Here is a 23,786-nt window from a genome sequence, read left to right as displayed (position 1 = left end):
GGTTCACCTCTCCCCGTTGGGGAGAGGTGAACCTCCGACGCCGTTCCAGCTCAACCTGATCTCATCAGGCCTTAGCTGTTGGCGTTGAGCAGCCGCGCGACGGTGCGGTCGATCTCGTCGTACTGTCCCTCGCCGGCGTGCTGGAAGACGATCTTGCCGTTCTGGTCGATGACGTATTGCGCCGGCCAATACTGGTTGCGGTAGGCGTTCCAGGTCTGCGAATTGTTGTCCTGCGCCACCGGGTAGAGGATGCCGTGCCGCTTCAGCGCCGCCTGCACGTTGGAGGCCGAATGCTCGAACGGGAATTCCGGCGTGTGGACCCCGATCACGACGAGGCCGCGATCCCGGTACTTTGAATAGAGCTGGGTGACGTGCGGCAGCGTGTTGACGCAGTTGACGCAGCCATAGGTCCAGAAATCCACCAGCACCACCTTGCCGCGCAGGTCGGCCAGCTTGAGCGGCTGCGAATTGAACCAGTTGCTGATGCCGACGAATTCGGGCGCGGTCTGGCTCTGTTCGGTTGTCATGGCGATCGCCCGCGGCACCGGCTGGGCCGGCGCGTCTGACTCCGTGCAGAGGCCGGGGATCACAGCGCCGCCGAGGCCAAGGCCCGCCACCAGAGTGGATACGGCAATCAAGCGCAGGGACATCGATATCTCCTTTGGGCTTACAGGCCGATCTGGCCGTTGGGATAGAACTGGGTCAGCCACGCCACGATCAGCGTGTCGTATTGCAGGTAGGACAGCGCGGCGAATGCGACGATCACGACGCCGAAGCCCTGCTGCAGGCGCGGCGCGATCCGCGCCATGCTGCGCACGCGCGTGGTGACGGCCTGTCCGCCATAGGCAATCGCAAGCATCGGGATCGCGGCGCCGATCGCGTAGGTGACGAGCTGCAGGCTCGCCCACGCCGTGTCCTTCGAGGTCGCGACGATGGTCAGGATCGAGCCGAGCACCGGTCCAGCGCACGGCGTCCACACCAGGCCGAGCGTAGAGCCGAGCACGAAGCCGCTGAACAGGCTGTGCGACGGCGCAGCCTCAGCGACATTGCCCTCTTGCTTAGACGCGTTTTCTCGACGCGAACCGGTATCCGCTTCGCTCGAAAACGCTTTGGCAGCGCCGGTGAGCCGGATCGACAGCCATTCGAACGGCGCCGGCCAGATCATCAGCAGGCCGAAGCCCGCGAGCAGCACGGCCGCGCCGGTCCGCAGCACGTTCGGATCGAAATCGAAGGCGCGCGTGATCGCGCTCAGCAGCAATGCCACCGCAGAGAATGACATCACGAAACCGAGCGCGATCATCGCGGGCCGCGCCTTGCCGGTCTGGCCTATCGATACCCCAAGCAGGATCGGCAGCATCGGCAGGGTGCAAGGGGCGGCGACGGTGGCGACACCGGCAAGCAGGGCAAGGGCAAGGCTGAGCATCGTCGTCCGTCCATCAGAGTCCCGGCGCGCCAAAGGGCGGTGCCGGGTACGCCTGATGTTCTTCGCGGGGAGGGTTTGGCCGTTACGGCGGGCCGGTCGCGACCCGCGTCACGTCTGTGTGAGGCGAGGCGCGCTCGGCTTCACGACGCCGCGCCAAATACAGAGCGACCCGGCTGGGGGGCATCCCGGCCGGGTCGTTGGAGGTTACTTGGGAGGTTAGAACGAAGAAGTATCGAAACCGGTTCAGTGAAATGGGGTTGGGGTTGCGTCGTTGGATATGGGTATAGAGATCGTGTTTTTCCGGGTGATGTCGTCGATTGTTTCAATTGTTTCGTCGCCTGAATTTTTCGGCTTCGTGGACAATTGCTCGAATCGCGTGATCTCCCGTTAAGATATTGAATTAGCTATCCTTTATGCGGCGACGCTATCCACGCCGGCGCCCCGCAGGAGGTCGGCGAGCTGCTTGCGGGCATAGAACATGCGGGTCTTCACCGTGCTCTGCGGGATACCGATGATCTCGCCGGCCTCCTCGACCGACTTCTCATGGTAGTAGACCAGATTGATGATCTCGCGGTGGGCCGGCGACAGCTTGGCCACGCAGGCGCGCAGGATCTCACTGGTGGTGGCGCGATCGAGCGAGGTCTCCGGCGTGTCGGCGCCGTCGGCGATCTCCAGCACGTCGTCCTGGTCGATGTCCTCATGCTTGCGCTGGCGCAGCGCGGTCAGCGCCTTGAAGCGGGCGATCGAGAGCAGCCAGGTCGAGACCTGCGAACGGCCCTCGAACTGGGCCGCGGTGCGCCAGACGTCCAGGAACACCTGGCTGACCAGGTCCTCGGCCATGGTGGTGTCGCGCACCATGCGGAGCACGAAGCGGTAGACCCGGACGTTATGACGGGCATAGAGCGTGTGCATCGAGGTGCGGTCATTCTTGGCGATACGCGCGAGCAGCGTTTCATCCGAGGTCGCGCGGGCAGCGTCGATATGCTTCGTGGCTGCAGCGTTGATGGCGATGACGTTCGGCATGACAGGCTCCCAGTTCGCCGTTGGGCGGCGGTTCGTTGGGAGAAACGTTAGTTAGCGCCCGTTTCCGGATGTCTGCGCGAAAAGCGGAAAATGGTTTCGTGACCGGGAGAATTGTTTCGTCGCCGGCCGGACGACGAAACATTCGGGATCAAAAAGCCAATAATTTCAATGTGTGGAAAATTCGAACGGCCGGATTCCCGCCCTCGGAACGAATCCGGCGGTCATGACTTCTGGCACTGTCGGGGCTTATTCGGCCGCCTGCAGCGAGGGCGCCGCCTTTTTCGGGGCAATCCAGAACGCATCGGGCCGTTCGAACAGGAAATTGGCCCGCGCCGCCAGTGCCAGCCGCCAGATCACGAGCGAGCCGGCGACGCCGACCGCGGTCACGATCAGCGAGATCAGGCCGATGTCGTGGATGATGCCGAAGCGCAGCAGAAGGGTGCGTGTCGCAGCCATCGGCAGGAAGAAGGCGAGATAGATCACGATCGAATGCTCGCCGCAGAAGCGCAGCAAGCCAAGCCAGTGCGCGCGCGCCAGCAGCGTGCCGGTCACGATGATCGCGCAAGCGCCGGCAAAGCCGAGTGCGAGCGAGACGACCGGCCATTCGCTTACCTCGAGCGCAACCAGGCCGCCATTGATCAGCGCCCAGAGCCCAAGCCCGAGCAGGGCCAACGCAGGCCGTGCCCGCGCGCGGTCCGACAGTGCGAACACGTAATCGGCGAGGACATAGCCCGTGTAGAAATAGACGAAGCGGGAGCAGAATTCGTCGATCACGGTCCAGCCGGTCGCGACATGCGCCGCTTCCAGCAGCGCCGCGATCAGCCAGATCACGAGCGGGGGGACATTGCGCGTGAGCTTGGTGACGACGAAGAAGATCGGCAGCAGATAGATGAACCACAGCGTGCCGAACGGCTCGATGAAGGACTCGAGGTATTGCAGCCCAACCTGGGCCCAGCCGGTCTCGGCGGCCAGCGACGGCGCCTTGAAGCCGAACTGGATCGTCACCCAGAGCACGTAGAAATAGGCGAAGTGCATCACCTTGCGGTCGAGATAGGTGCGCCAGTCGCGATCGATCACGACCGACAGGAACAGGCCCGAGATCAGGAAGAAGTCCGGCATCCGGAACGGCTTCGCGAACATCACGACATAATGCATGAAGCCGGTCTGCTCGGCGGCCTTCTCGACCCCCAGCACCGAATGCATCATCACGACCATGATGATGCAGATGCCCTTGGCATAGTCGACCCAATCGACGCGTCCGCCCGCGCGTGGGGCGGAACGATCTGTCGCAGCGGCTGTGCCGTTCGTGGTCATCTTTGTCCTGTTCCGGCGTGATCGGGCCTATCATCGGCCCGATCGGTTGCTTTCTCCTTTATTGATACAAGCGATGTGCCATCGAACCGGACCTTTTCGCGGGTTTCCCGTAGCCGGCGAATGGTCTAAGAGGCCCAAGAACCCAAAAGAATCCAAGAGGAATCCGAGACGGTTTGTTAACCATGGGACGCAGCCCGGCCCGAGCGCCGCTGCGGTGATGAGAATCCTTGCCGCGCCAATTCGATAGTCCGCTGCCGATCGACGCCGTGCTCGATGAGCTCGACCGCACGCTCGATCGTCACAACGCCGCAGTGCTGGTGGCGCCGCCGGGCGCCGGCAAGACCACGCGCGTGCCGCTCGCGTTGCTCGATGCACCCTGGGCGAGGGGCAAGAAGATCATCGTGCTGGAGCCGCGCCGCATCGCCGCGCGCGCCAGCGCCGAGCGGATGGCGAAGACGCTCGGCGAGCGTGCCGGCGAGACCGTCGGCTATCGCGTACGCTTCGGCTCGAAGGTGTCGCGCGCGACGCGGATCGAGGTCGTCACCGAAGGCATCTTCTCGCGCCGGATCCTCGACGATCCCGAGCTCAACGGCGTCGCCGCGGTGCTGTTCGACGAATTCCACGAGCGCTCGCTCGATGCCGATCTCGGGCTGGCGCTGGCGCGCGACGCGCAGACCGGCCTGCGCGAGGACCTGCGGATCCTCGTGATGTCGGCAACGCTCGACGGCGCACGCGTCGGAAAACTGCTCGGCGACGCGCCGGTGGTCGAAAGCGAGGGGCGCGCCTTTCCGGTCGAGACCCGTTACGTCGGCCGCAAGGTCGACGCGCCGCTGGAGCGGCAGATGGCCGAGACGATCGCGGCCGCGCTGCGCGCCGATGCCGGCTCGGTGCTCGCCTTCCTGCCGGGCGCCGCCGAGATCCGCCGCACCCAGACATTTTTGGCCGAGCGCGTGCACGACGCCGCGGTCGAGATCGTGCCACTGTTCGGCGCGCTCGATGCCGCCGTGCAGGATCGCGCCATCGCGCCGGCGCCGAAGGGCACCCGCAAGGTGGTGCTGGCGACCTCGATCGCCGAGACCTCGCTGACCATCGAGGGCGTGCGCATTGTGGTGGATTCCGGCCTGGCGCGGGTGCCGCGCTACGAGCCTGACATTGCATTGACGCGGCTCGAGACCGTACGGGCCTCGCGCGCGGCGGTCGACCAGCGGCGCGGCCGTGCCGGCCGTATCGAGCCCGGCGTCTGCTACCGGCTCTGGGACGAGCCGCAGACCGCGTCGCTGCCGGCCTACACCGCGCCCGAGATCCTCTCCGCCGATCTGTCCTCGCTGGTGCTCGATCTCGCGCAATGGGGCGTCAGCGATCCCGCGGGCCTTGCCTTCCTCGATTCGCCACCGGGGCCGGCGCTGAAGGAGGCCAAATCACTGCTGTCAGAGCTCGGGGCGCTCGACGGCGATGGCCGCATTACAGAAGAAGGACAGAGCCTGCGCGCGCTGGCGCTGCCGCCGCGGCTGGCGCGCATGATCGTGGATTCCGCCCGCTTCGGTATGGGCGAGGAGGCGGCCGAGATCGCCGCGGTTCTGACCGAGCGCGGGCTCGGCGGCGACAGTGTCGATCTCGACGTCCGGCTCGACCAGTTCCGCCGCGACCGTTCGCAGCGCGCATCGAGCGCCCGCAGCATGGCGGCGCGCTGGGCCGCGCAGGTGAAGGCGGCGGTCGGCGAAACGAGGGATCTCTCCACCGGCGTCATGCTGGCCTTCGCATTCCCGGATCGCGTCGCCAGGAACCGCGGCAATGGCAGCTTCGTGCTGGCCAATGGCCGCGGCGCCGCCGTCGAGCAGACCGCGGCGCTGGCGCGGCTGCCTTATATCGCGGTTGCCGAACTGACCGGCACGGCCGCGAGCGGCCGCATCCTGCTGGCGGCGCCGATCACCCAGGAGGAGATCGAGCAGCGCTTCGCCGACCAGATCGAGAACGTGGAAGAGGTGACGTTCGACCGCGGTGCGATGGCGCTGCGCGCCCGCCGCCGGCGTTCGCTGCACGCGATCACGCTGTCGGAGGCGCCGATGCCGCTGTCGCCGTCGGCCGAGACCGCGCGCGTCTTCGCCGACGGCCTGATCGCCGCCGGGCTCGACCGGTTGCCGTGGTCGAAGCACTCCAAGCAATGGCGCGACCGCGTCATGTTCCTGCGCAAGGCGGAGGACGAGAGCTGGCCCGATCTGTCGGACGCAGCGCTCGCCGTGCGTGCCGACGACTGGCTGGTGCCGGCGCTCTACGACAAGACCGCGCTGAAGGACCTGTCCGCCGGCGACCTGTCAGACGCGCTGATGGCGCTGCTGCCGTGGGAGTTGCGCGCGCGGCTCGATCGCGAGGCGCCGACCCATTTCGAGGCGCCGACCGGAACGCAGCTCGCGATCGATTACGAGGCCGAGCAGGGCCCGACCATCGCGGTGCGGCTGCAGGAGCTGTTCGGGCTCAACACCCATCCCTCGATTGCCAAGGGCGCGGTGCCGCTGGTGCTGGAACTGCTGTCGCCGGCACAGCGGCCGGTACAGGTGACGCGCGATCTGCCCGGTTTCTGGCGCGGCAGCTACGCTGCCGTCCGTTCCGACCTGCGCGGCCGCTATCCGCGCCATCCCTGGCCGGAAGATCCCGCCAGCGCGATGCCGACCAGGCGCGTGAAACCGCGCGGCACTTGACTCTCTGCGCAACCGCGCAGCGCTTGTTGCGCCCGAAGGTCACATTTCTCTCATTCTTCGTCCCGGCGAAGGCCGGGACCCATAACCACAAATGTCTCTTGTTGCGCGGTGTTGGAGCGACGAGTCCCCTCCACAACACCGGCCGCGGTGTATGGGTCCCGGCCTTCGCCGGGACGACACCGAGTCTGTCTTTTCCCGATCATGCTTGATCGGTTGCGCTGGCGAGCGCCGGCAAACGGTGGTTAGATTTGCGCGCTGGGATGGGATCACGGGCTCGCACTTGGGGAGGCCACCGTGGAGATCAAGAACGCATCGCCGTCGCTGTACAACGAAGATCTGGCGCCGGCCAGGGAACGCAACTGGGGCGCCTTCAGCATCTTCAACGTCTGGACCTCCGACGTCCACAGCCTCTGGGGCTATTATCTCGCCGCTAGCCTGTTCCTGCTCTGCGGCAGCTTCGTCAACTTCATCATCGCGATCGGCGCCGGCTCGCTGGTGATCTTCGTGCTGATGAGCCTGATCGGCAATGCCGGCGTGAGGACCGGCGTGCCCTATCCGGTGCTGGCGCGCGCCTCGTTCGGGGTTTGGGGCGCTAATATTCCGGCGCTGGTCCGCGCTGTCGTGGCTTGCTTCTGGTACGGCGCGCAGACCGCGGCGGCCTCGGGCGCGATCGTAGCGCTGCTCACCCGCATCGACAGCTTCAAGGCGTTTCATCAGTCGAGCCATATGCTCGGCCATTCCACGCTCGAGGTGATCTGCTTCGTCGTGATCTGGGCGCTGCAACTGCTGATCATCCAGCGCGGCATGGAAACGGTGCGGCGCTTCCAGGACTGGGCGGGTCCTGCGGTATGGTTGATGATGCTGATCCTTGCGATCTATCTCTGCATCGCGGCCGGCGGCATCTCGCTCACCGCGCCGATCCCGCAGGACGTGCTGCTGGAGAAGACCAAGGAGGCCGGCGTGCCCGGCGTGCCCGGCTCGTTCCCGGCGCTCTGCGCCGTCGCCGCGACCTGGATCACCTATTTCGCCGCGCTCTATCTCAACTTCTGCGACTTCTCGCGTTACGCTCCCGACGTCAACGCGCTGCGCAAGGGCAATATCTGGGGCCTGCCGGTCAATCTGATCCTGTTCTCGCTGGTTGCCGGCGTTACCACGATCGCGGCGTTCAACGTCTATCACGAGGTGCTGCTGCATCCCGACCAGATTTCGGCCAAGTTCGACAGCTGGTTCCTGGCGCTGCTCGCCGCGGTGACCTTCGCGGTGGCGACGCTCGGCATCAACGTGGTCGCCAATTTCGTCTCGCCGGCGTTCGATTTCTCCAACGTGTTTCCGCGGCACATCGACTTCAAGAAGGGCGGCTATATCGCGGCGCTGATCGCGCTCGCGCTTTATCCGTTCGCGCCCTGGGAGGGCAGCGCCGCCTCGTTTGTCGGGCTGATCGGCGCGACCATGGGGCCGATCTTCGGCGTCATGATGGTCGACTATTATCTGATCGCCAAAGGCCGTGTGAACGTGCCGGCGCTGTATCAGGAGAACGGCGAATATCGCTTCCAGAACGGCTGGAACGTCAGCGCGCTGATCGCCGCCGGCCTCGGCGCGCTGTTCTCGTCGGTGCTGCCGAACTTCACCTCGATCCTGCCGTCGTGGTGGGCGGTCTATGGCTGGTTCTTCGGTGTCGGAATCGCCGGCGCGGTCTATTACGCGCTGCGCGTTACGATGCCGAGCCCGGTCGCCAGGACGGCCTGAAAGACGGCCTGAAGGACGGCAAATTGCTGCCCGGGCAGGCGGCCGATGTCATTCGGCCGCTTCTCTGGGCTCGCATTAACGCTTCGCTCATCCTTTTCGCCAAAATGGCAGGCTCGTGCCGCCACCCTCGCTCGCGGCGAGGCGGGCGGCGTGGTGAAATTGCGTGTTCGGTTTTCCGAGTATGGTGTCATGCGTAACCTGATGATTTTCGCGGCAATCCTGATCGGGCTGGGCACCTTCATGGCTCAGATGGCCAGCAAGATGTCGCCCGCCGCCGCGACCACCACAAGGCAGACCGTCGCCCCAGCCGTCACGGTGGCGCAGGCCAGCGCCCGCACGTTCAGCATTGCGCCCGATCCTCGCGGTCATTTCGCGACCGACGGCCGGATCGACGGCCAGCGCATCAACTTCATGGTCGACACCGGCGCCTCGGTGGTTGCGCTGAACGAGGCCTCGGCCGCGCGCTTCGGCCTGCGTCCGGTGCCGGGCGATTACACCTCGCGCGTTACCACTGCGAACGGCACCATCAAGGCCGCACGCGCCCGCATCGCCATGATCGAGATCGGCGGCCTCACCGTGCGCGACGTCGACGCCCTGGTGCTGCCGGACGAGGCGCTGTCGGAAAACCTGCTCGGCCTGTCCTTCCTGTCGAAGCTGAAGCGCTTCGAATACGCCAACGGCAAATTGTTGCTGGAGCAATAAGTCATCCTCACGGGATAGCGTGCGACACACTCGCTGTCGTCCCGGCGAAGGCCGGGATCCATAACCACAGACCGTCTTTGGTGAGCAACGCCGGAACGACGGGTCCCGAACCCAACACCCGCTGCGGCGTATGGGTCCCGGCCTTCGCCGGGACGACGATTGCGGAGATCGCGGGCTCGAATCTGTCACCGTAATGCTGGGAAGGCCGGCGCGATCCGGCGTTCAACTCGCGGGATAGTTGCCGCCATTTCTGCCGTAATTGTTGGTCACCAGCCCCAGTCTCTGCTTTCGCCCGGCCCGCGCATTCGCTAAAGGCTGCGACGATGTCTTTCTGCATACGACCATAAGGCCGACCCATGTTTCCCAAGCCGAAATCCGCGCTGGTCCCGAACACCTATGCCTTCGAATCCGAGCCGATGGTGAAGCCGACCGGGTTTCGCGAGTACGACGCGCGCTGGCTGTTCAACAAGGAAATCAACCTGATGGGCGTGCAGGCGCTGGGCATGGGGCTCGGCGCGCTGATCGCGGAGCTCGGCGTCCGCCAAGAGATCGTCACCGGCCACGATTTTCGCGGCTATTCCGCCTCGATCAAATACGCGCTGATCTCGGGCCTGATGGCGGCGGGCTGCAAGGTGCACGACATCGGGCTCGCGGTGACGCCGATGGCCTACTTCGCGCAGTTCGATCTCGACGTGCCCTGCGTCGCCATGGTCACCGCCTCGCACAACGACAATGGCTGGACCGGCGTCAAGATGGGCGCCAACCGTCCGCTCACCTTCGGTCCCGACGAGATGTCGCGGCTGAAGGCAATCGTGCTCAACGCCGAATTCAACAACAAGGCCGGCGGCTCCTATCAATTCCACGAGAATTATCCGGCGCGCTACATCGCCGACCTCACCAGCCGGCCGAAGCTGAAGCGCAGGCTGAAGGTCGTCGCGGCCTGCGGCAACGGCACCGCGGGCGCGTTCGCGCCGCAGGTGCTGGAGGCGATCGGTTGCGATGTGATCCCGCTCGACACCGAGCTCGATCACACCTTCCCGAAATACAATCCGAATCCGGAAGACATGGAGATGCTGCACGCGATCCGCGACGCGGTGCTGGCGCACAAGGCCGATGTCGGCCTCGGCTTCGACGGCGACGGCGACCGCTGCGGCGTGGTCGACAACACCGGCGAGGAGATCTTCGCCGACAAGGTCGGCGTCATGCTGGCGCGCGACATGTCGGCGATCAACGCCAACGCGCAGTTCGTCGTCGACGTGAAGTCGACCGGGCTGTTCGTGACCGACCCCGTGCTGCAGAAGCAGGGTGCGAAGACGGTCTACTGGAAGACCGGACATTCCTACATGAAGCGGCGCACCAATGAGCTTGGCGCGCTCGCCGGTTTCGAGAAGTCGGGCCACTTCTTCTTCAACAAGCCGTTCGGTCGGGGTTATGACGACGGCCTGGTGTCGGCGATCGCGATCTGCGAAATGCTCGATCGCGCGCCCGGCAGGTCGATGGCCGACCTGAAGGACGCGCTGCCGAAGACCTGGTCGTCGCCGACCATGTCGCCGCATTGCGCCGACGAGGCGAAGTACGGCGTCGTCGACGCCGTCGTGAAGCACTTCGAGGCGTTGCAGCAGAACGGCGGGAAGGTCGCGGGCCAGAACATCCGCGACCTCGTCACCGTCAACGGCGTGCGCGTCACGGTCGAGGACGGCAGCTGGGGCCTGGTGCGCGCATCTTCGAACAAGCCGGAGCTCGTGGTCGTGGTGGAAAGCCCGGTCAGCGAGCGGCGCATGCACGACATGTTCGAGGCGATGGATGCCGTGCTGCGCACGCATCCCGAGGTCGGTGAGTACAATCAGAAGATTTGAGCTGGGTGCTCGCTGCGAAGAATGGTGTCATCACCCGCGGTGATTGAGCCGAGAGGCCGCGGCGTACTGGATCGCCCGGTCAAGCCGGGCGATGACAGCTCAGGAGATGGTGCTCACGCCGCCCGCAGCGAGGCCAGGAAGCGGTCGAGTTCGGTCTTCAGCCATTCCGATTGCGACGACAGGCCGTTCGCCGCATCGAGCAGCTGTGCGGTCGCGCTGCCGGCCTGTTCGGAGGCGCGGTTGACGTTGAGGATGCCCTTGTTGACGTCCCGCGTGCGATCGGCGGCCTGCTGCAAATTGCTGGAGATCTCGCGGGTCGCCGCGCCCTGCTGATTGACGGCGGCCGCGATCTCGCCCGAGACGTGGTCGATTTCCGCGATCGTGGCTCCGATGGTCCCGATCGCGCTGACGGCAGCACCCGTCGCGCTCTGGATATCCTGGATCTGGGCCGAAATCTCCTCGGTCGCCCTGGCGGTCTGGTTGGCCAGTGCCTTGACCTCGCTCGCGACCACGGCGAATCCGCGGCCATGCTCGCCGGCGCGCGCCGCTTCGATGGTTGCGTTCAGGGCGAGCAGATTGGTCTGGCTGGCGATACTCTGGATCAACGTCACCACCTCGCCGATCTTCTGCGTGCCGGCGGCAAGGCCTTCGACGACGCTGTTGGTGCGGCGTGCCTCGTCGGCGGCTTTGGCGGCGATGCGCGCCGAGCGCGTCACCTGCTCGGCGATGCTGTTGATCGAGGCCGTCAGCTCCTCGGTCGCGGACGCCACGGTTTCAACATTGCTCGACGCCAGCGTCGATGCGGAGGCGGCGGCCGTGGCCTGGCGAATGGTTTCGGCGTTGCTGCCGTTCATCGTTGTCGACAGGCCCTGCATCGCGCTCGCCGCCACCGCGACGGCCTCGACGACCTCGCCGATCTTGCGCTCGAAGCCGGCGGCGAGCTCGCGCCGCGCGGCATCGCGATCTTTTTTGGCTCGTTCGGCCTCGATGCGCTCGGCGTTGGCGCGCGCTTCGGCGGCACTGGCGGCCTCGGCCTCCGCCGCCTTTTGCGCCGCTCTCTCGAACAGTTCGGCAAGCGTGTGCGCGAGCCAGATCAACACGCCGGCCTCGATCAGCAGGATCACGGCGTGGAGAACGACGCGACCGAAATCGGCGCCGCCGGGATAGATCGCGGCCGGCAGGATGAAATTCAGCGTCAGGTGATGCAGGGCAACCGCCGCAGTGCCGGCGACGATCGGCCGATAGTCGCAATAGGCGACGAGGCACGCCAGCGCGGCGAAGAAGTACATGTGCATGTCGACCTGCCAGCGGTGGCCGGCGAACTGGTAGACCAGCATCGACACGCCGGCCATCAGGGCCACGGCAACGATCAGGCGCGTTGAAACGCCGTTCCCCGAGATGCGCCACGACAATGTCGCAGCCAGCGCCATCGCGACCATGAAGCCGGCCGGCATCAGCCAGTCGGTGTGCAGCGTCATGCCGACGATGACTGCGATCGGAACGTGCAGCCAGAGCACCACGAGCAGGATCTTGCTGGCCGTCTCGCGCAGGGCGGCCATGTCATCGCCTTCGAAGGTCATCCCCAGCCCCCAGATCGTCATCCGCCCCGAAGCAGCCGGCGATCGCCTGCGGATCCATGGTCAGCAAGGCGCCGGCCTCGTACAGCCGGCTCAGCCCGCCATTTGGGTCAGGCCGCACCACCAGCAGGGCCGGGATCGCGGTCATCCGAACGATCGACGCATCGGCGGATGCGGCGGCGATCAGCGCGCGCTCGGCGCGCCACCATGGCGGAAAGGCCACGGCCACCACGTCGCTGCCCGCCCGCACCTTTAGCGACAGCACTGCGACCGCGATCCAGCTCGCAATCAGCAATGCAGCCGCGCCCAGCCAGGCAGGCGGTCGTTTCGCTGGGATGATCTCCCCCGGCTCCATCGCAGCAGAATACCGCTGCCGCCGCTAACTTCAGGTAAATGCCGAACAGGCGAACTACCTGGGAGCGTATCGACGTCTCGTGCGGGGTGTGCGGCGGCGCTTACGCCGCGGGCACCGGCAGCGCCGTCACCGACTTGATCTTCTCCATCGCGAAGCGCGAGGTGACGTTCTTCAGCGGCACGGCACTGATCAGCTTCTTGTAGAACACGTCGTAGGCCTGCATGTCAGCGACCACGACGCGCAGCATGTAGTCGACATCACCGGCCATCCGGTAGAACTCCATCACCTCGGGCATGGCGCTGACCGCGTCGGCGAACTTGCGCAGCCAGGCTTCCGAATGGTCGGCGCTCTCGACCGAGACGAACACGGAAATCCCGAGCCCGATCTTGTTCTGGTCGACCAGCGCCACGCGGCGCAGGATCACGCCGTCGGCCTCCAGGCGCTGGATGCGCTTCCAGCACGGCGTCGACGACAGTCCGACCCGGTCGCCGATCTCGGCGACGGAGAGCGACGCATCCTCCTGCAACACGGTCAGAATCTTGCGATCGATCGCGTCGAGGCGGCGGCTGTTGTCATGAAGCTGAATGGCGACATCGGTCATAGAAGAAAGTTCCATATGAAGGTTCAATATCCCTCATATAGAGAAGAATCTTCCAAATCAAGCGATTCGTGGCGGCTCAGGCCGGCTTGGCGTCGGCGTGCTGACCCAAAAACTCTTCAACTTCAGTACGTTGCGGTGCGGCATAAGCACCCCCGAAGCGGGTGCATTTCAGCGCTGCAGCGGCGGAGGCGAAGCGCAGCGCGTCGCGCAGCGGCTGCTTCTCGGTGATGGCGAGGGCGAATGCCCCGTGGAAGACGTCGCCGGCCCCGAGCGTGTCGACGGTATGGACCGGGAAGGCCGGGGTCTCCTCGAGCTCGCCTTCCTCGTTGAGCCAGATCGTGCCCATCGGCCCGCGGGTGCCGGCCAGGAAGGACGGGGTGAGCTTGGCGAGCTTGTGCAGCGCCTGGCCGTCGTCGGTGACGTCGGCGGTCTCCTGCAGCGGCTCGCTGGAGAACACCAGATGGGAGGAGGCGGTGAGCAATCCCTCCCGCATCGACATCGCGCGGTCGACGTCGACCACCACCGGAATGCCGCGTTTGACCGCCTCGGCGCAAAGCTCGGTGCAGAACGGCGCGCAGCGGCTCTCGGTCAGGATCGCCGCGCAATCCTCCAGCAAGAGCTCGGTCGGCGGCAGCTTGACCTTCCAGAGCTCCGGATCGCGGAAGGTGACGATGGTGCGCTCGCCGCTGTCGTCGATCATGATCGCCGAGATCGGGGTGACCAGGTTCGGCATGTGGATGAGATGATTGGTCTCGATGCCTTCCTGGGCGAGCTTGTCGAAGATGTAGCGGCTCGAGGTCTCCTGCGAATCGCCCATCGGTCCGCAGATCGAAGCGCGCCCGCCCAGCCGGACGATGCCGATGGCGGCGTTCAGCGCATTGCCGCCGCAGATCTCGTCGAAATGCGTCGCGTTCTCCTTGGAGCCGCGCGCCGGGACGCTGACCCGAAAGGTCAGGTCGCGCACCGGCAGGCCGATGCAGAGGATGCGGGGCGGGACTTTCGGGGCGCCGTTCTGAAAATTCATGCGGGGATCCGTCGCAATGGTTCCGTTACTGCCAGAACTGTGTCCAGCTTTAATCGGCAGAACGATGTCCGGTTCCCGCTATTTGTCCAACGGGTTCTGGTGATGCACCCAGCGGCCGAGCAGATGATGGGCAATCGCGAACGGATGCGGGCCGGCGAGCCCGTCGGGATGCTGGCGCTTCAGCATCAGCGACGCCTCGGCATGGTCGAACCAGCGCGCATCCTCCAGCTCGGTGCGGTCGACCACGATGTCCTCGTTGGTCGCGCGCGCGGTGCAGCCGATCATCAGCGATGACGGATAGGGCCAGGGCTGCGTCATGTAGTAATTGACGTCGGTGCAGCGGATGCCGGACTCCTCGAAAATCTCGCGCCGCACGGCGTCCTCGATGGTCTCGGCGGCTTCCACGAAGCCGGCGAGGCAGGAATACATGCCGGGCATGAACTGCTTCTGCCGTCCCAGCAGCACCTTGTCGCCGTAGGTGACCAGCATGATCACGACCGGGTCGGTGCGCGGAAAGTGCTCGGCCTTGCAGCTCGGGCATTCGCGCTTCCAGCCGCCGTCCTTCATCGCCGTGCGGGTGCCGCAGTTCGCACAGAAGCCGTGGCGCTGATGCCAGGTTACCATCGATTTCGCCATCGCGATGGCCGAGAGCTGCTCGGGCGGCACCACGCCCTGCATCGCCATGCCGCGCAATTCGGTGATCGCGACGTCGGCGCGTCCGACCAGCTTCTCGGCCGCCTGCGGCGCGATCCCCATGCCGAAGATCGGCGCGGCGTCGCGCAGCCCGAGAAAGATCGTGCCGGGATTGGCGCCGTAGCTGCGGGCTTCCTCCAGAGAGAGCAGGGCGCGGGCCCCGCCGTCCTCCTGCTTCACGACCAGCGAGTCGCGATAGATCACATAGGCTCTAGCTTCGCGGTGGCCTTCCAGCGCGAACAGTTTTTCGTCGTTGGTGCGCAGATGCGCGGCGCGGTCCAGCACGTGGGTGACAAAGGCCGGCTGGCCGAGCGGAAAGGAATCGAATGCAGACATTGAATATCAACCCAACCAGATCTTGCGGCGAAGCGCGCTGATGAAATTCTGCACTTCCTCGGCGTCATGCGCCAGCGGCGGCATCACGCCCCAAACGGGACGCGGCCATGCAGCGTCGCTGGTGCGGCGCGCGATGACATGGACGTGGAGCTGCGGGACGAGGTTGCCGAGCGCGGCGACATTCAGCTTGTCGCACTTGGTAACCTCTTTCAGGGCCCGCGAGACGCGGGTGATTTCCGTCATCAGCTGCGCCTGCGCGACCTCGTCGAGGTCGATGATCTCGACCGCGCCGTCGCGCCGCGGCACCAGCAGCAGCCACGGATAATGCGCATCCTTGATGACGAGCACCTTGCACAGCGGCAGGTCGCCGATGTCGATGGTGTCTTTCTTGAGCTGCGAATGCAGCGACCAATTGGAGGCGGGCATGACGGGCAAATAATGCCTTTCCGTGTTCCCAGACAAGTCCCACAAAGCCAGCCTTACAAAGCCGGGTCAGGCCGCTTGCTTTCCGGCGGTTTTGGCCCCAAATAGGGACCGGGAGATTGGCGGTGGACGAGCCACTCGCCAACCGGGTCAGGTCCGGAAGGAAGCAGCCCTAACGAGGTCCGGATCGGGTCGCTCGTCAGTCTCCTACCTGTTTTTCCGAGCGAATCGCGCTGGAATGGCGGTCTCCGCGCCCGGCGCTCGATTTCGGCTCCTATCCGCACGCCGGCCGAAGAGACAATTCCCAAGTTGCGGATCGATGCATGAATGACGCTGGCGACCCCTCCCAACCGTCCGATGGCGCAGGCAAAGCAAGCCTTGACGGCGGTTTCGATCTCGGCGCCGCGCCCGACGCCGCCAAGCCCTACCGCGTTCTCGCCCGCAAATACCGCCCCTCCAGCTTCGAGGATCTGATCGGCCAGGAGGCCATGGTGCGCACCGTCTCGAACGCGTTCGAGACCGGGCGGATTCCGCAGGCCTGGATCCTCACCGGCGTCCGCGGGGTCGGCAAGACCACCACCGCCCGCATCCTCGCCCGCGCGCTGAACTACGCCAAGCCGGACGGCTCGGTGAACGGGCCGACCATCCACATGCCCGACCTCGGCATCCACTGCCAGGCGATCATGGAAAGCCGGCACATGGACGTGCTGGAGATGGACGCCGCCTCCCACACCGGCGTCGACGATGTCCGCCAGATCAATGACAGCGTGCGCTACGCGCCGGCCAGCGCGCGCTACAAGGTCTACATCATCGACGAAGTCCACATGCTGTCGACGGCGGCGTTCAACGCCTTCCTGAAGACGCTGGAGGAGCCGCCGGAGCACGCCAAGTTCGTGTTCGCCACCACCGAAATCCGCAAGGTTCCGATCACGGTGCTGTCGCGCTGCCAGCGCTTCGACCTGCGCCGCGTCGAAGCCGACGTGCTGATGAAGCATCTCGGCAATATCGCGACCAAGGAAGGCGTCGAGGTCGAGCCCGAGGCGCTCGGCATCATCGCGCGCGCGGCCGAGGGATCAGTGCGCGACTCGCTGTCGCTGTTCGACCAGGCGATCGCGCATGCCGCGGGCAATGTGAAGGCCGACGCGGTCAGGCAGATGCTCGGCCTCGCCGACCGCACCCGCGTGATCGATCTGTTCGATTCGCTGGCGCGCGGCGATCTCGCCGGCGCCTTCGCCGAATTCCGCGCGCAATATGACGTCGGCGCCGATCCGGTCGTGGTGCTCTCCGACCTTGCCGAGTTCGTCAATTTCGTCACCCGCGTGAAGGTCGTGCCGGGGACGGCAGACAATGTCGCGTTCGGCGAGACCGAGCGGGTGCGGGCGCGTGAATTCGCCGCCAAGCTGTCGATGCGGGTGCTGTCGCGGATGTGGCAGATGCTGCTCAAGGGCATCGCCGAGGTGCAGACCGCGACGCGCCCGGCCGCTGCCGCCGAGATGGTGCTGGTGCGGATCGCCTATGTCGCCGATCTGCCGACGCCGGATGAGGCGATCCGGATGATCGAGCAGAATGGCGGCGGCGCTGCGCCGGCGACGTCGGGATCCGCCGCCTCGCAACCGTCGCGCGGCACACCATCCTCGGCAATGCCTGCGATGTCATCCGCGCCGGTGCGCGCGCCGCAGGCCGCGCCGCGCGCCGATTTCGCCGCGCGCCCGCAGATGGCTGCGCCGGCCGCCGATGCCGCGCCGGCGCTCCGGATATCAAGCTTTCCGCAGCTGATCGCGCTCGCCGGCGAGAAGCGCGACATCATGATGAAGAGTGCGCTGGAGGCCGATGTGCGGCTGGTGCGCATCGAGGACGGCCAGCTCGAGATCGCCCTCGAGCCGAAGGCGCAGCGCGCGCTCGTCACCGATCTGTCGCGCAAGCTCGAACTATGGACCGGGCGGCGCTGGACCGTGATCATCTCCAACGAGGCCGGCCAGCCCACCGTGCGGTCGCAGAACGAATTGGCGCGCAGCGAGCATCAGCGCACTGCGGAAGCCGATCCGCGCGTGCAGGAGGTGCTGGCGCGCTTCCCCGGCACCAAGGTGGTCGAGGTCCGCCGCCTTGCCGCCGAGGTTCCGGTTTCGGATGCCACCGGCGAAGATCCGATTGAAACTTCCGACAGCGACGACGATTGATATTTGGCGATAGGAACGCAGGCATGGCTGATTTTCTCGGCATGATGAAGCAGGCAGCGCAGCTGCAATCCAAGATGCAGGAGATGCAGGAGCAACTCGGCAATGTCGAGGTCGAAGGCATCTCCGGCGGCGGCTTGGTCGCGGTGCGCATGACCGCGAAGATGGAAGTGAAGGGCATCAAGATCGATCCGTCGCTGATGAAGCCGGAGGAACGCGAGGTGCTCGAGGATCTCCTGGTCACCGCGCATGGCGATGCCCGCCGCAAGGCCGAGACCGCGATGCAGGAGAAGATGATGGCGCTCACCGGCGGGCTCGGCCTGCCGCCGGGATTTGGTCCGACTTAAATGGCTGCAAGCGTTGCCGGCCCCGAGATTGAACGCCTGATCCAGTTGCTGGCGCGGCTGCCGGGCCTCGGGCCCCGTTCGGCGCGGCGCGCGGCGCTGCATCTGATCAAGAAGCGCGAAGTCCTGATGACGCCGCTGACCGCGGCGCTGCAGGTCGCGATCGACAAGATCCAGGTCTGCAAGACCTGCGGAAACATCGATACACAAAACCCCTGCACGGTGTGCACCGATCCGCGCCGCGATCCCTCGATCATCGTCGTGGTCGCCGACGTCGCCGATCTCTGGGCGCTGGAACGCGCCAATGCGACCAATGGCCGCTATCACGTGCTCGGCGCGACACTGTCGCCGCTCGACGGCGTCGGTCCGCAGGATCTCACCATCGATCAGCTGGTGGCGCGCGCGCATGCGCCCGAGGTCAGCGAGATCATCCTGGCGCTCAATGCGACGGTCGACGGCCAGACCACCGCGCATTACATCACCGACCTGTTGTCGGAGGCCAATGTGCGGGTGACGCGGCTGGCGCATGGCGTGCCGGTCGGCGGAGAGCTTGATTACCTCGATGAAGGTACGCTATCTGCAGCCATGCGGCAGCGGACGCTGTTCTAGCGCGCGATGCCGGCGCCGAGCACGGCGTCGGGCGCCAAGCGATCGGTCACAATCCGAAAAGATCGCACCGAAACAAAATGGTAGGGTGGATGCCGATTCGGGGACGGTCATTCACGCTCTGACGAATCAAGATACGGAACCACTGACAATGACGGCACACCGATTCGGCGTACGCTTGTTCGGCGTACGTTTGGGCTTTGCGCTTTTGGCGGCAACGTTCGCCGCGCCTTGCGCCATCGCACAGCAGGCCGACGCGCCGCGGAAGCCCGGCAAGATGATCCACGCCGGCGACGTGCTGTCGGGCGAACTCGGCGTCATGAAGGTGCGCGACGCGAAGAACCGCGGCAAGCGCGTCGCGACCTACCAGATCACCAGCGAGCCGCGCCGCCTGCCGCCGCCGAACGGTCTCTGCAATCTCGAGACCGGGCCGGAAACCTTCCAGCTCGTTCCAACCAACGATGCCCAGGCCGCGCTGCTCAAAGGCCTCTCCGGCAAGGAAATCTCGGTGAAGGTCGACGAGGTCGCCTGCGCCAAGGATGCCGGCGAGATGAGCGAAGCCATCGTCACCAAGTGGAGCGTGGTGGCGAAGTAAGGTCGTGCTTTGTAGCCCGGATGGGCCGCAGCGACGTTTCTTCGCCTTCCCCCTGCAAGGGGGAAGGTTGGGATGGGGGTCCGCCGCGAGCGACGCTGCGTGTGGAGAGACAAGATCCCCACCCGCTTTGCTCTGGCGAGCAAAGCGACCTCCCCTTTTCAAGGGGAGGTTTGAGAGACAGGAATCGTGCGGCCGATCCGTAGCCCGGATGGAGCGAAGCGAAATCCGGGACGGTCGTGCAAGCTGAGAAACTTCCCCGGATTGCGCTTCGCTTCATCCGGGCTACGGCGGCTGAGCTAGACCCTGACCGGCCCCAGCTCGTCGAAATGCCCGCGCCGCTGCAGCCAGGCGAGCAGGATCAGGCTCGGGATCGCGACCAGCACGCAGATCACGAAGAACATTTGCCAGCCGACGGCCTTGGCGACATAGCCGGCGCCCGATGACAGATAGGTGCGGCCGACCGCGGCGAGCGCCGTCAGCAGCGCGTACTGGGTCGCGGTGTGCAGCGGATTGCGGCACAGCGCCGACAAATAGGCCACGAAGATCACGGTGCCGATCGCGCTGGTGAAGTTCTCCGCAGTGATCGCCAGCGCGAGCGCCCATTGATCGACGCCGACATGCGCGAGCCAGGAGAATGAGAGATTGGCGATCGCCTGCAGCACGCCGCCGATCCACAGGCTGGTCGCGAGCGAATAGCGCCGCGCCACGAAGCCGCCGGCAAAGCCGCCAATCAGGGTCGCGGCGAGGCCGACGCCCTTCACGATCGCCGCGTAATCGACCTTGGAGAAGCCGATGTCGATCACGAACGGCGCGGTCATGGTGCCCGAAAACGCGTCGGTGAACTTGAACAGCACGACAAAGGCGAGCGCGGCGAAGGCATTCTTGCGGCTCAGGAACTCGGAGAACGCCCCGAGCGCCGCGTGCAACACGCGTTCCGCGGCGTTCTGTGCGTGCGTGGCCGCCTCCGCGCCCTTCGATTGCGCCGGCTCGGTCGCAGCCAGCGCGGTGACGATGCCGATCACGACCAGCGCGGCCATCACCACATAGCCCCACATCCACGCCGACGGACGCGCGAGGCCGGCGGACTCGAAGCCGCTGACGATGAACAGCGCGCCGGCGGTCGAGACCAGCATGCCGACGCGGTAGGCCGCGACATAGGACGCCATGCCGGCGGCCTGCTCGCTTTCAGGCAGGCTTTCGACTCGGAAGGCGTCGACCACGATGTCCTGCGTCGACGACGCGGTGGCGACCAGCAGCGCGGCGAATGCCGCGAACCACGGCGAGCGCGCCGGGTCGGCCATCGCCAGCACCAGGATCGCCACGATCAAGAGCAACTGTGAGAACAGCAGCCAGCCGCGGCGGCGGCCGAACATCTGCGTGAACAGCGGTACATGCAGCGCGTCGACCAGCGGCGCCCAGAGGAACTTCAGCGTGTAGGGCGTGCCGATCAGCGCCAGCAGCCCGATGGTGCCGAGATCGACCCCGGCCTCCTTCATCCAGACCTGCAGCGTCGAGCCCGACAGCGCCAGCGGCAGCCCCGAGGAGAAGCCCAGCAGCAGCACGATCAGCACCCGCGGCTGCAGATACACCGCAAAACTGTCGCGCCAGGAGGTGGCGGCGGGCTTTGGCTCCGGCTTTGCAGACGCGTCCGACGTCGCTTCAGGGGCTGTCATAGATGAGGTGTTACCAGATTCGGCCCCAAAAAGACTGTCATCGCCCGGCTTGACCGGGCGATCCAGTATCCCAGAGGTCTATCCGCCACCTGCGGCAATTTCCGGGTAAAGATCGATCCAGTCCGGATTGTCTTTTTCGATTAGGGAAATCTTCCAAGCGCGTCGCCATTTCTTCAGCCCCTTCTCGCGTCGGATCGCGTTCTCAGGATCATCGAACTGCTCGAAATAGACCAGCCTTACGACATCGTACTTTTCCGTGAAGCCTTCGACCAACTTCAACTTGTGCTGGCCGACGCGACGAATGAGGTCATTTGTCACACCGATGTAAAGCGTGCCGCCGATATGGCTGGCGAGGATGTAGACGTAGTAGCTGCGTGCCCCCATCTGCCGCCTCTGGGATACTGGATCGCCCGGTCAAGCCGGGCGATGACAGCTGATTAAGTGGTGGATCTGTGGTCAGCAACATCACTAGGTGCGGTCATAGAGAAGTTGTTGCCAGAATCAGCCCCAAAAAGACTGTCATCGCCCGGCCTGTGCGCAATTGCGCACATGGACCGGGCGATCCAGTATCCCAGAGGCCCATCCGCCACCTGCGGCAATTTCGGGATAAAGTCGGGCGATGACATCGATTGGGTGGCGCACGCCGGACAACTTCTAGAAACAACAATCACTCCCCCGCCTGCAGCTTGCGCGGGGCGGGGAACAGGTCGGAGGTGCTGGGCTTGACGAAGCGGGGGACCTCGATCGGGGTCTCGGACTTGCTGAAGTCGAGTTCCTCGATGCGGCCGGCGCGTTTCTCGATCTTGTCGGCGGAGATCAGGATCTGCCTGACGTCCTCGTTCACCTGGCCGAAATGAGTCTGCAGCTTGAGCACGCGCTCGCGCAGGCGGCCGAGGTCGTCGCCGAGATGCATCACCTCGTTGCGGATCTGGTCGGCGGCGTCGCGGATGCGGGCGTCCTTCAGAATCTGCTGCATCACCTGGATCGCCAGCATCAAGAGCGACGGCGACACCAGCACGACGCGGGCGCGATAGGCCTTCTGGATCACGTCGTCGAAGCCGTCATGGATCTCGGCATAGACCGATTCCGACGGCACGAACATCAGCGCGGTGTCCTGGGTCTCGCCCGGGATCAGGTACTTCTCCGCGATGTCGCTGACATGCTTCAGCACGTCGGCGCGCAGCCGCTGGCTGGCGAATTTGCGCTCCTCGTCGCTGCGCGCATCGTGCAGTGCGGTCATGGCCTCGAGCGGGAATTTCGCGTCGATGCAGAGCGGACGCTGGTCGGGCAGGAACACGACGCAGTCCGGCCGCTTGCCCGACGTCAGCGTGTACTGGAACTCGAACGAGCCCTTCGGCATGCCGTCCTGGACGATCGCCTCCATCCGCGCCTGGCCGAAGGCGCCGCGGGATTGCTTGTTGGCGAGCACGTCGCGCAGCGTCGTCACCTGGGTGGTGAGCTCGTTGAGGTTCTTGTGCGCGTGGTCGATGATGCCGAGCCGCTCGTGCAGCACGCGCAGTGAATCCATCGTGTTGCGGGTCGATTGCTCCATCGACTGGCCGACCCGGTGGGTCACCGAATCCAGCCGCTCGTTGACGGCCCGGGCCATCTCCGCCTGGCGGCCGGCCAGCGCCTGCGTCATCGCGTCCACGCGTCCGGAGGATTCGCTCTGGGCCCGCAGCATGTCGGCGAGCCGCTCCTCCAGCTCGTCGGCGCGGATGGCCTGGGCCATCGCGAGTTCCGCGCCGCGCCGGCTGGCGCGTGCGATCACCACCGCAATGGCGAGCAGCAGGATCAGCGCCAGCGCCCCAAGGCCGATCAATGCGTCGGAGACACGGACCGGAAGGTCGCCAATCGTGAGGAGAATCTCGTTCATGCCGGCAGTTGTAGCCGATTCGCGGCCCGACGCGAACGAAGAGGGAACGCTTATGGCAAATGCATTCCTGATTTTCCGGGTTAATGCGGGGTGAAGAAACGTGGTTAACGTTGTCCTAACGGGTTCCTGAGCGCATTGACCCCATGAAGTCAGCAGCTTAAATCGCCGCCATGGCATTAAGAGAAATTATCATCCTGCCGGACAAGCAGTTGCGGCTGGTGTCGAAACCGATCGAGAAGGTGACGCCGGAGATCCGCAAGCTGGCCGACGACATGCTCGAGACGATGTATGACGCGCCCGGCATCGGGCTCGCGGCGATCCAGGTCGCGCAGCCGCTGCGGCTGATCACCATGGACCTCGCCAAGCGCGACGAGAACGGCGAGACCACGGCCAAGCCGCGCGTCTTCATCAATCCGGAGATCATTGCGCGTTCGGAAGAGCTGTCGGTGTACGAAGAGGGTTGCCTGTCGATCCCCGAATATTACGAGGAGGTCGAGCGCCCGGCGCGGGTGCGCGTGCGATTCACCGATCTCGACGGCACGGTGCATGAGGAGGATGCGGAGGGGCTCTACGCCACCTGCATCCAGCACGAAATCGATCATCTCAACGGCGTGCTGTTCGTGGATTACCTGTCGAAACTGAAGCGCGACCGCGTGTTCAAGAAATTCGAGAAGGCCGCCAAGCGCGCGGCGGAGTAGGATCGCCATCGGCACTCGACTCCCTCTCCCGCTTGCGGGGGAGGGTTGGGG

At 65.4% G+C, this 23,786-nt stretch carries 22 protein-coding genes and 1 other RNA gene; 10 read left to right on the top strand and 13 right to left on the bottom strand.

The window, feature by feature from the left end; genetic code table 11:
• Positions 1–71: 71 nt before the first annotated feature.
• From AC1VNY_RS38210 to AC1VNY_RS38195, 4 genes are all read right to left on the bottom strand, one after another.
• Positions 72–650 carry a thioredoxin family protein gene (locus AC1VNY_RS38210; protein WP_482409031.1) on the bottom strand — a complete coding sequence of 193 codons (579 nt, stop codon included), beginning with the start codon at positions 648–650 and terminating at the stop codon, positions 72–74.
• A 17-nt stretch (positions 651–667) separates the two neighbouring features.
• On the bottom strand, positions 668–1,423 hold the full coding sequence (locus tag AC1VNY_RS38205; RefSeq protein WP_482409030.1) for a cytochrome c biogenesis CcdA family protein: 756 nt from the start codon (positions 1,421–1,423) through the stop codon (positions 668–670).
• Between the two features lie 411 nt (positions 1,424–1,834).
• On the bottom strand, positions 1,835–2,446 hold the full coding sequence (locus tag AC1VNY_RS38200; protein ID WP_016848063.1) for a sigma-70 family RNA polymerase sigma factor: 612 nt from the start codon (positions 2,444–2,446) through the stop codon (positions 1,835–1,837).
• Positions 2,447–2,692: 246 nt separating this feature from the next.
• Positions 2,693–3,760: an acyltransferase family protein gene (locus tag AC1VNY_RS38195; protein WP_482409029.1), complete on the bottom strand. Its 1,068-nt coding sequence runs from the start codon at positions 3,758–3,760 to the stop codon at positions 2,693–2,695.
• A 227-nt stretch (positions 3,761–3,987) separates the two neighbouring features.
• On the opposite strand from AC1VNY_RS38195, the gene hrpB reads away from it, so the two are divergent.
• The 4 genes from hrpB (at position 3,988) to AC1VNY_RS38175 (ending at position 10,760) form a co-directional block, all read left to right on the top strand.
• Entirely contained in the window at positions 3,988–6,456 is a 2,469-nt protein-coding gene (gene hrpB, locus AC1VNY_RS38190) for an ATP-dependent helicase HrpB (RefSeq protein ID WP_482409028.1), read from the top strand.
• A 294-nt stretch (positions 6,457–6,750) separates the two neighbouring features.
• On the top strand, positions 6,751–8,202 hold the full coding sequence (locus AC1VNY_RS38185) for an NCS1 family nucleobase:cation symporter-1 (protein ID WP_482409027.1): 1,452 nt from the start codon (positions 6,751–6,753) through the stop codon (positions 8,200–8,202).
• A 189-nt stretch (positions 8,203–8,391) separates the two neighbouring features.
• Positions 8,392–8,904 (top strand): TIGR02281 family clan AA aspartic protease, encoded by a 513-nt coding sequence (locus tag AC1VNY_RS38180; RefSeq protein WP_482409026.1) that lies wholly within the window; start codon positions 8,392–8,394, stop codon positions 8,902–8,904.
• Between the two features lie 356 nt (positions 8,905–9,260).
• A complete protein-coding gene (locus AC1VNY_RS38175; protein WP_482409025.1) occupies positions 9,261–10,760 on the top strand; it encodes a phosphomannomutase/phosphoglucomutase in 1,500 nt (499 codons plus the stop codon).
• A gap of 113 nt (positions 10,761–10,873) precedes the next feature.
• Here AC1VNY_RS38175 and AC1VNY_RS38170 read toward each other — a convergent pair whose 3' ends face one another.
• The 6 genes from AC1VNY_RS38170 to AC1VNY_RS38145 form a co-directional block, all read right to left on the bottom strand.
• Positions 10,874–12,340, bottom strand: a complete 1,467-nt coding sequence (locus AC1VNY_RS38170) for a methyl-accepting chemotaxis protein (protein WP_482409024.1) — start codon at positions 12,338–12,340, stop codon at positions 10,874–10,876.
• On the bottom strand, positions 12,321–12,632 hold the full coding sequence (locus AC1VNY_RS38165; protein ID WP_482409023.1) for a hypothetical protein: 312 nt from the start codon (positions 12,630–12,632) through the stop codon (positions 12,321–12,323). The genes AC1VNY_RS38170 and AC1VNY_RS38165 overlap by 20 nt, the downstream gene beginning before the upstream one ends.
• Before the next feature lie 160 nt (positions 12,633–12,792).
• Positions 12,793–13,293 carry an Lrp/AsnC family transcriptional regulator gene (locus AC1VNY_RS38160; RefSeq protein ID WP_016848075.1) on the bottom strand — a complete coding sequence of 167 codons (501 nt, stop codon included), beginning with the start codon at positions 13,291–13,293 and terminating at the stop codon, positions 12,793–12,795.
• A gap of 76 nt (positions 13,294–13,369) precedes the next feature.
• Complete coding sequence (locus AC1VNY_RS38155; protein WP_482409022.1) at positions 13,370–14,317, bottom strand: sugar kinase; 948 nt, start codon at positions 14,315–14,317, stop codon at positions 13,370–13,372.
• Between the two features lie 78 nt (positions 14,318–14,395).
• Complete coding sequence (gene nudC, locus AC1VNY_RS38150; protein WP_304498337.1) at positions 14,396–15,346, bottom strand: NAD(+) diphosphatase; 951 nt, start codon at positions 15,344–15,346, stop codon at positions 14,396–14,398.
• 6 nt (positions 15,347–15,352) lie between these two features.
• Positions 15,353–15,772, bottom strand: coding sequence for an HIT domain-containing protein (locus tag AC1VNY_RS38145; protein WP_028344138.1), 420 nt, complete (start codon positions 15,770–15,772; stop codon positions 15,353–15,355).
• A 111-nt stretch (positions 15,773–15,883) separates the two neighbouring features.
• Between AC1VNY_RS38145 and ffs the strand changes: the two genes are divergently transcribed.
• The 5 genes from ffs (at position 15,884) to AC1VNY_RS38120 (ending at position 19,488) form a co-directional block, all read left to right on the top strand.
• Positions 15,884–15,980: signal recognition particle sRNA small type (gene ffs / locus AC1VNY_RS38140), an RNA gene on the top strand.
• Positions 15,981–16,092: 112 nt separating this feature from the next.
• Complete coding sequence (locus AC1VNY_RS38135) at positions 16,093–17,946, top strand: DNA polymerase III subunit gamma/tau (RefSeq protein ID WP_482409021.1); 1,854 nt, start codon at positions 16,093–16,095, stop codon at positions 17,944–17,946.
• A 23-nt stretch (positions 17,947–17,969) separates the two neighbouring features.
• On the top strand, positions 17,970–18,290 hold the full coding sequence (locus AC1VNY_RS38130; RefSeq protein WP_018269493.1) for a YbaB/EbfC family nucleoid-associated protein: 321 nt from the start codon (positions 17,970–17,972) through the stop codon (positions 18,288–18,290).
• The gene (gene recR, locus AC1VNY_RS38125; protein ID WP_482409020.1) at positions 18,291–18,896 is read left to right on the top strand and encodes a recombination mediator RecR; all 606 of its coding nucleotides are present in this window, start codon (positions 18,291–18,293) and stop codon (positions 18,894–18,896) included. It begins immediately after the preceding gene.
• 148 nt (positions 18,897–19,044) lie between these two features.
• Positions 19,045–19,488, top strand: coding sequence for a hypothetical protein (locus AC1VNY_RS38120; RefSeq protein WP_482409019.1), 444 nt, complete (start codon positions 19,045–19,047; stop codon positions 19,486–19,488).
• Between the two features lie 296 nt (positions 19,489–19,784).
• Here the strand turns inward: AC1VNY_RS38120 and AC1VNY_RS38115 are convergent, their stop codons facing one another.
• From AC1VNY_RS38115 to AC1VNY_RS38105, 3 genes are all read right to left on the bottom strand, one after another.
• A complete protein-coding gene (locus AC1VNY_RS38115; protein ID WP_482409018.1) occupies positions 19,785–21,161 on the bottom strand; it encodes an AmpG family muropeptide MFS transporter in 1,377 nt (458 codons plus the stop codon).
• A 78-nt stretch (positions 21,162–21,239) separates the two neighbouring features.
• Positions 21,240–21,545, bottom strand: a complete 306-nt coding sequence (locus AC1VNY_RS38110) for a GIY-YIG nuclease family protein (protein WP_482409017.1) — start codon at positions 21,543–21,545, stop codon at positions 21,240–21,242.
• A 283-nt stretch (positions 21,546–21,828) separates the two neighbouring features.
• The gene (locus AC1VNY_RS38105; RefSeq protein WP_304498342.1) at positions 21,829–23,037 is read right to left on the bottom strand and encodes a DNA recombination protein RmuC; all 1,209 of its coding nucleotides are present in this window, start codon (positions 23,035–23,037) and stop codon (positions 21,829–21,831) included.
• Between the two features lie 170 nt (positions 23,038–23,207).
• Between AC1VNY_RS38105 and def the strand changes: the two genes are divergently transcribed.
• The gene (gene def / locus AC1VNY_RS38100; RefSeq protein WP_038385628.1) at positions 23,208–23,735 is read left to right on the top strand and encodes a peptide deformylase; all 528 of its coding nucleotides are present in this window, start codon (positions 23,208–23,210) and stop codon (positions 23,733–23,735) included.
• Positions 23,736–23,786: the final 51 nt, after the last annotated feature.

It is taken from the genome of Bradyrhizobium ferriligni, assembly GCF_056837965.1.
This window is presented reverse-complemented; position numbering and strand designations above follow the sequence as displayed.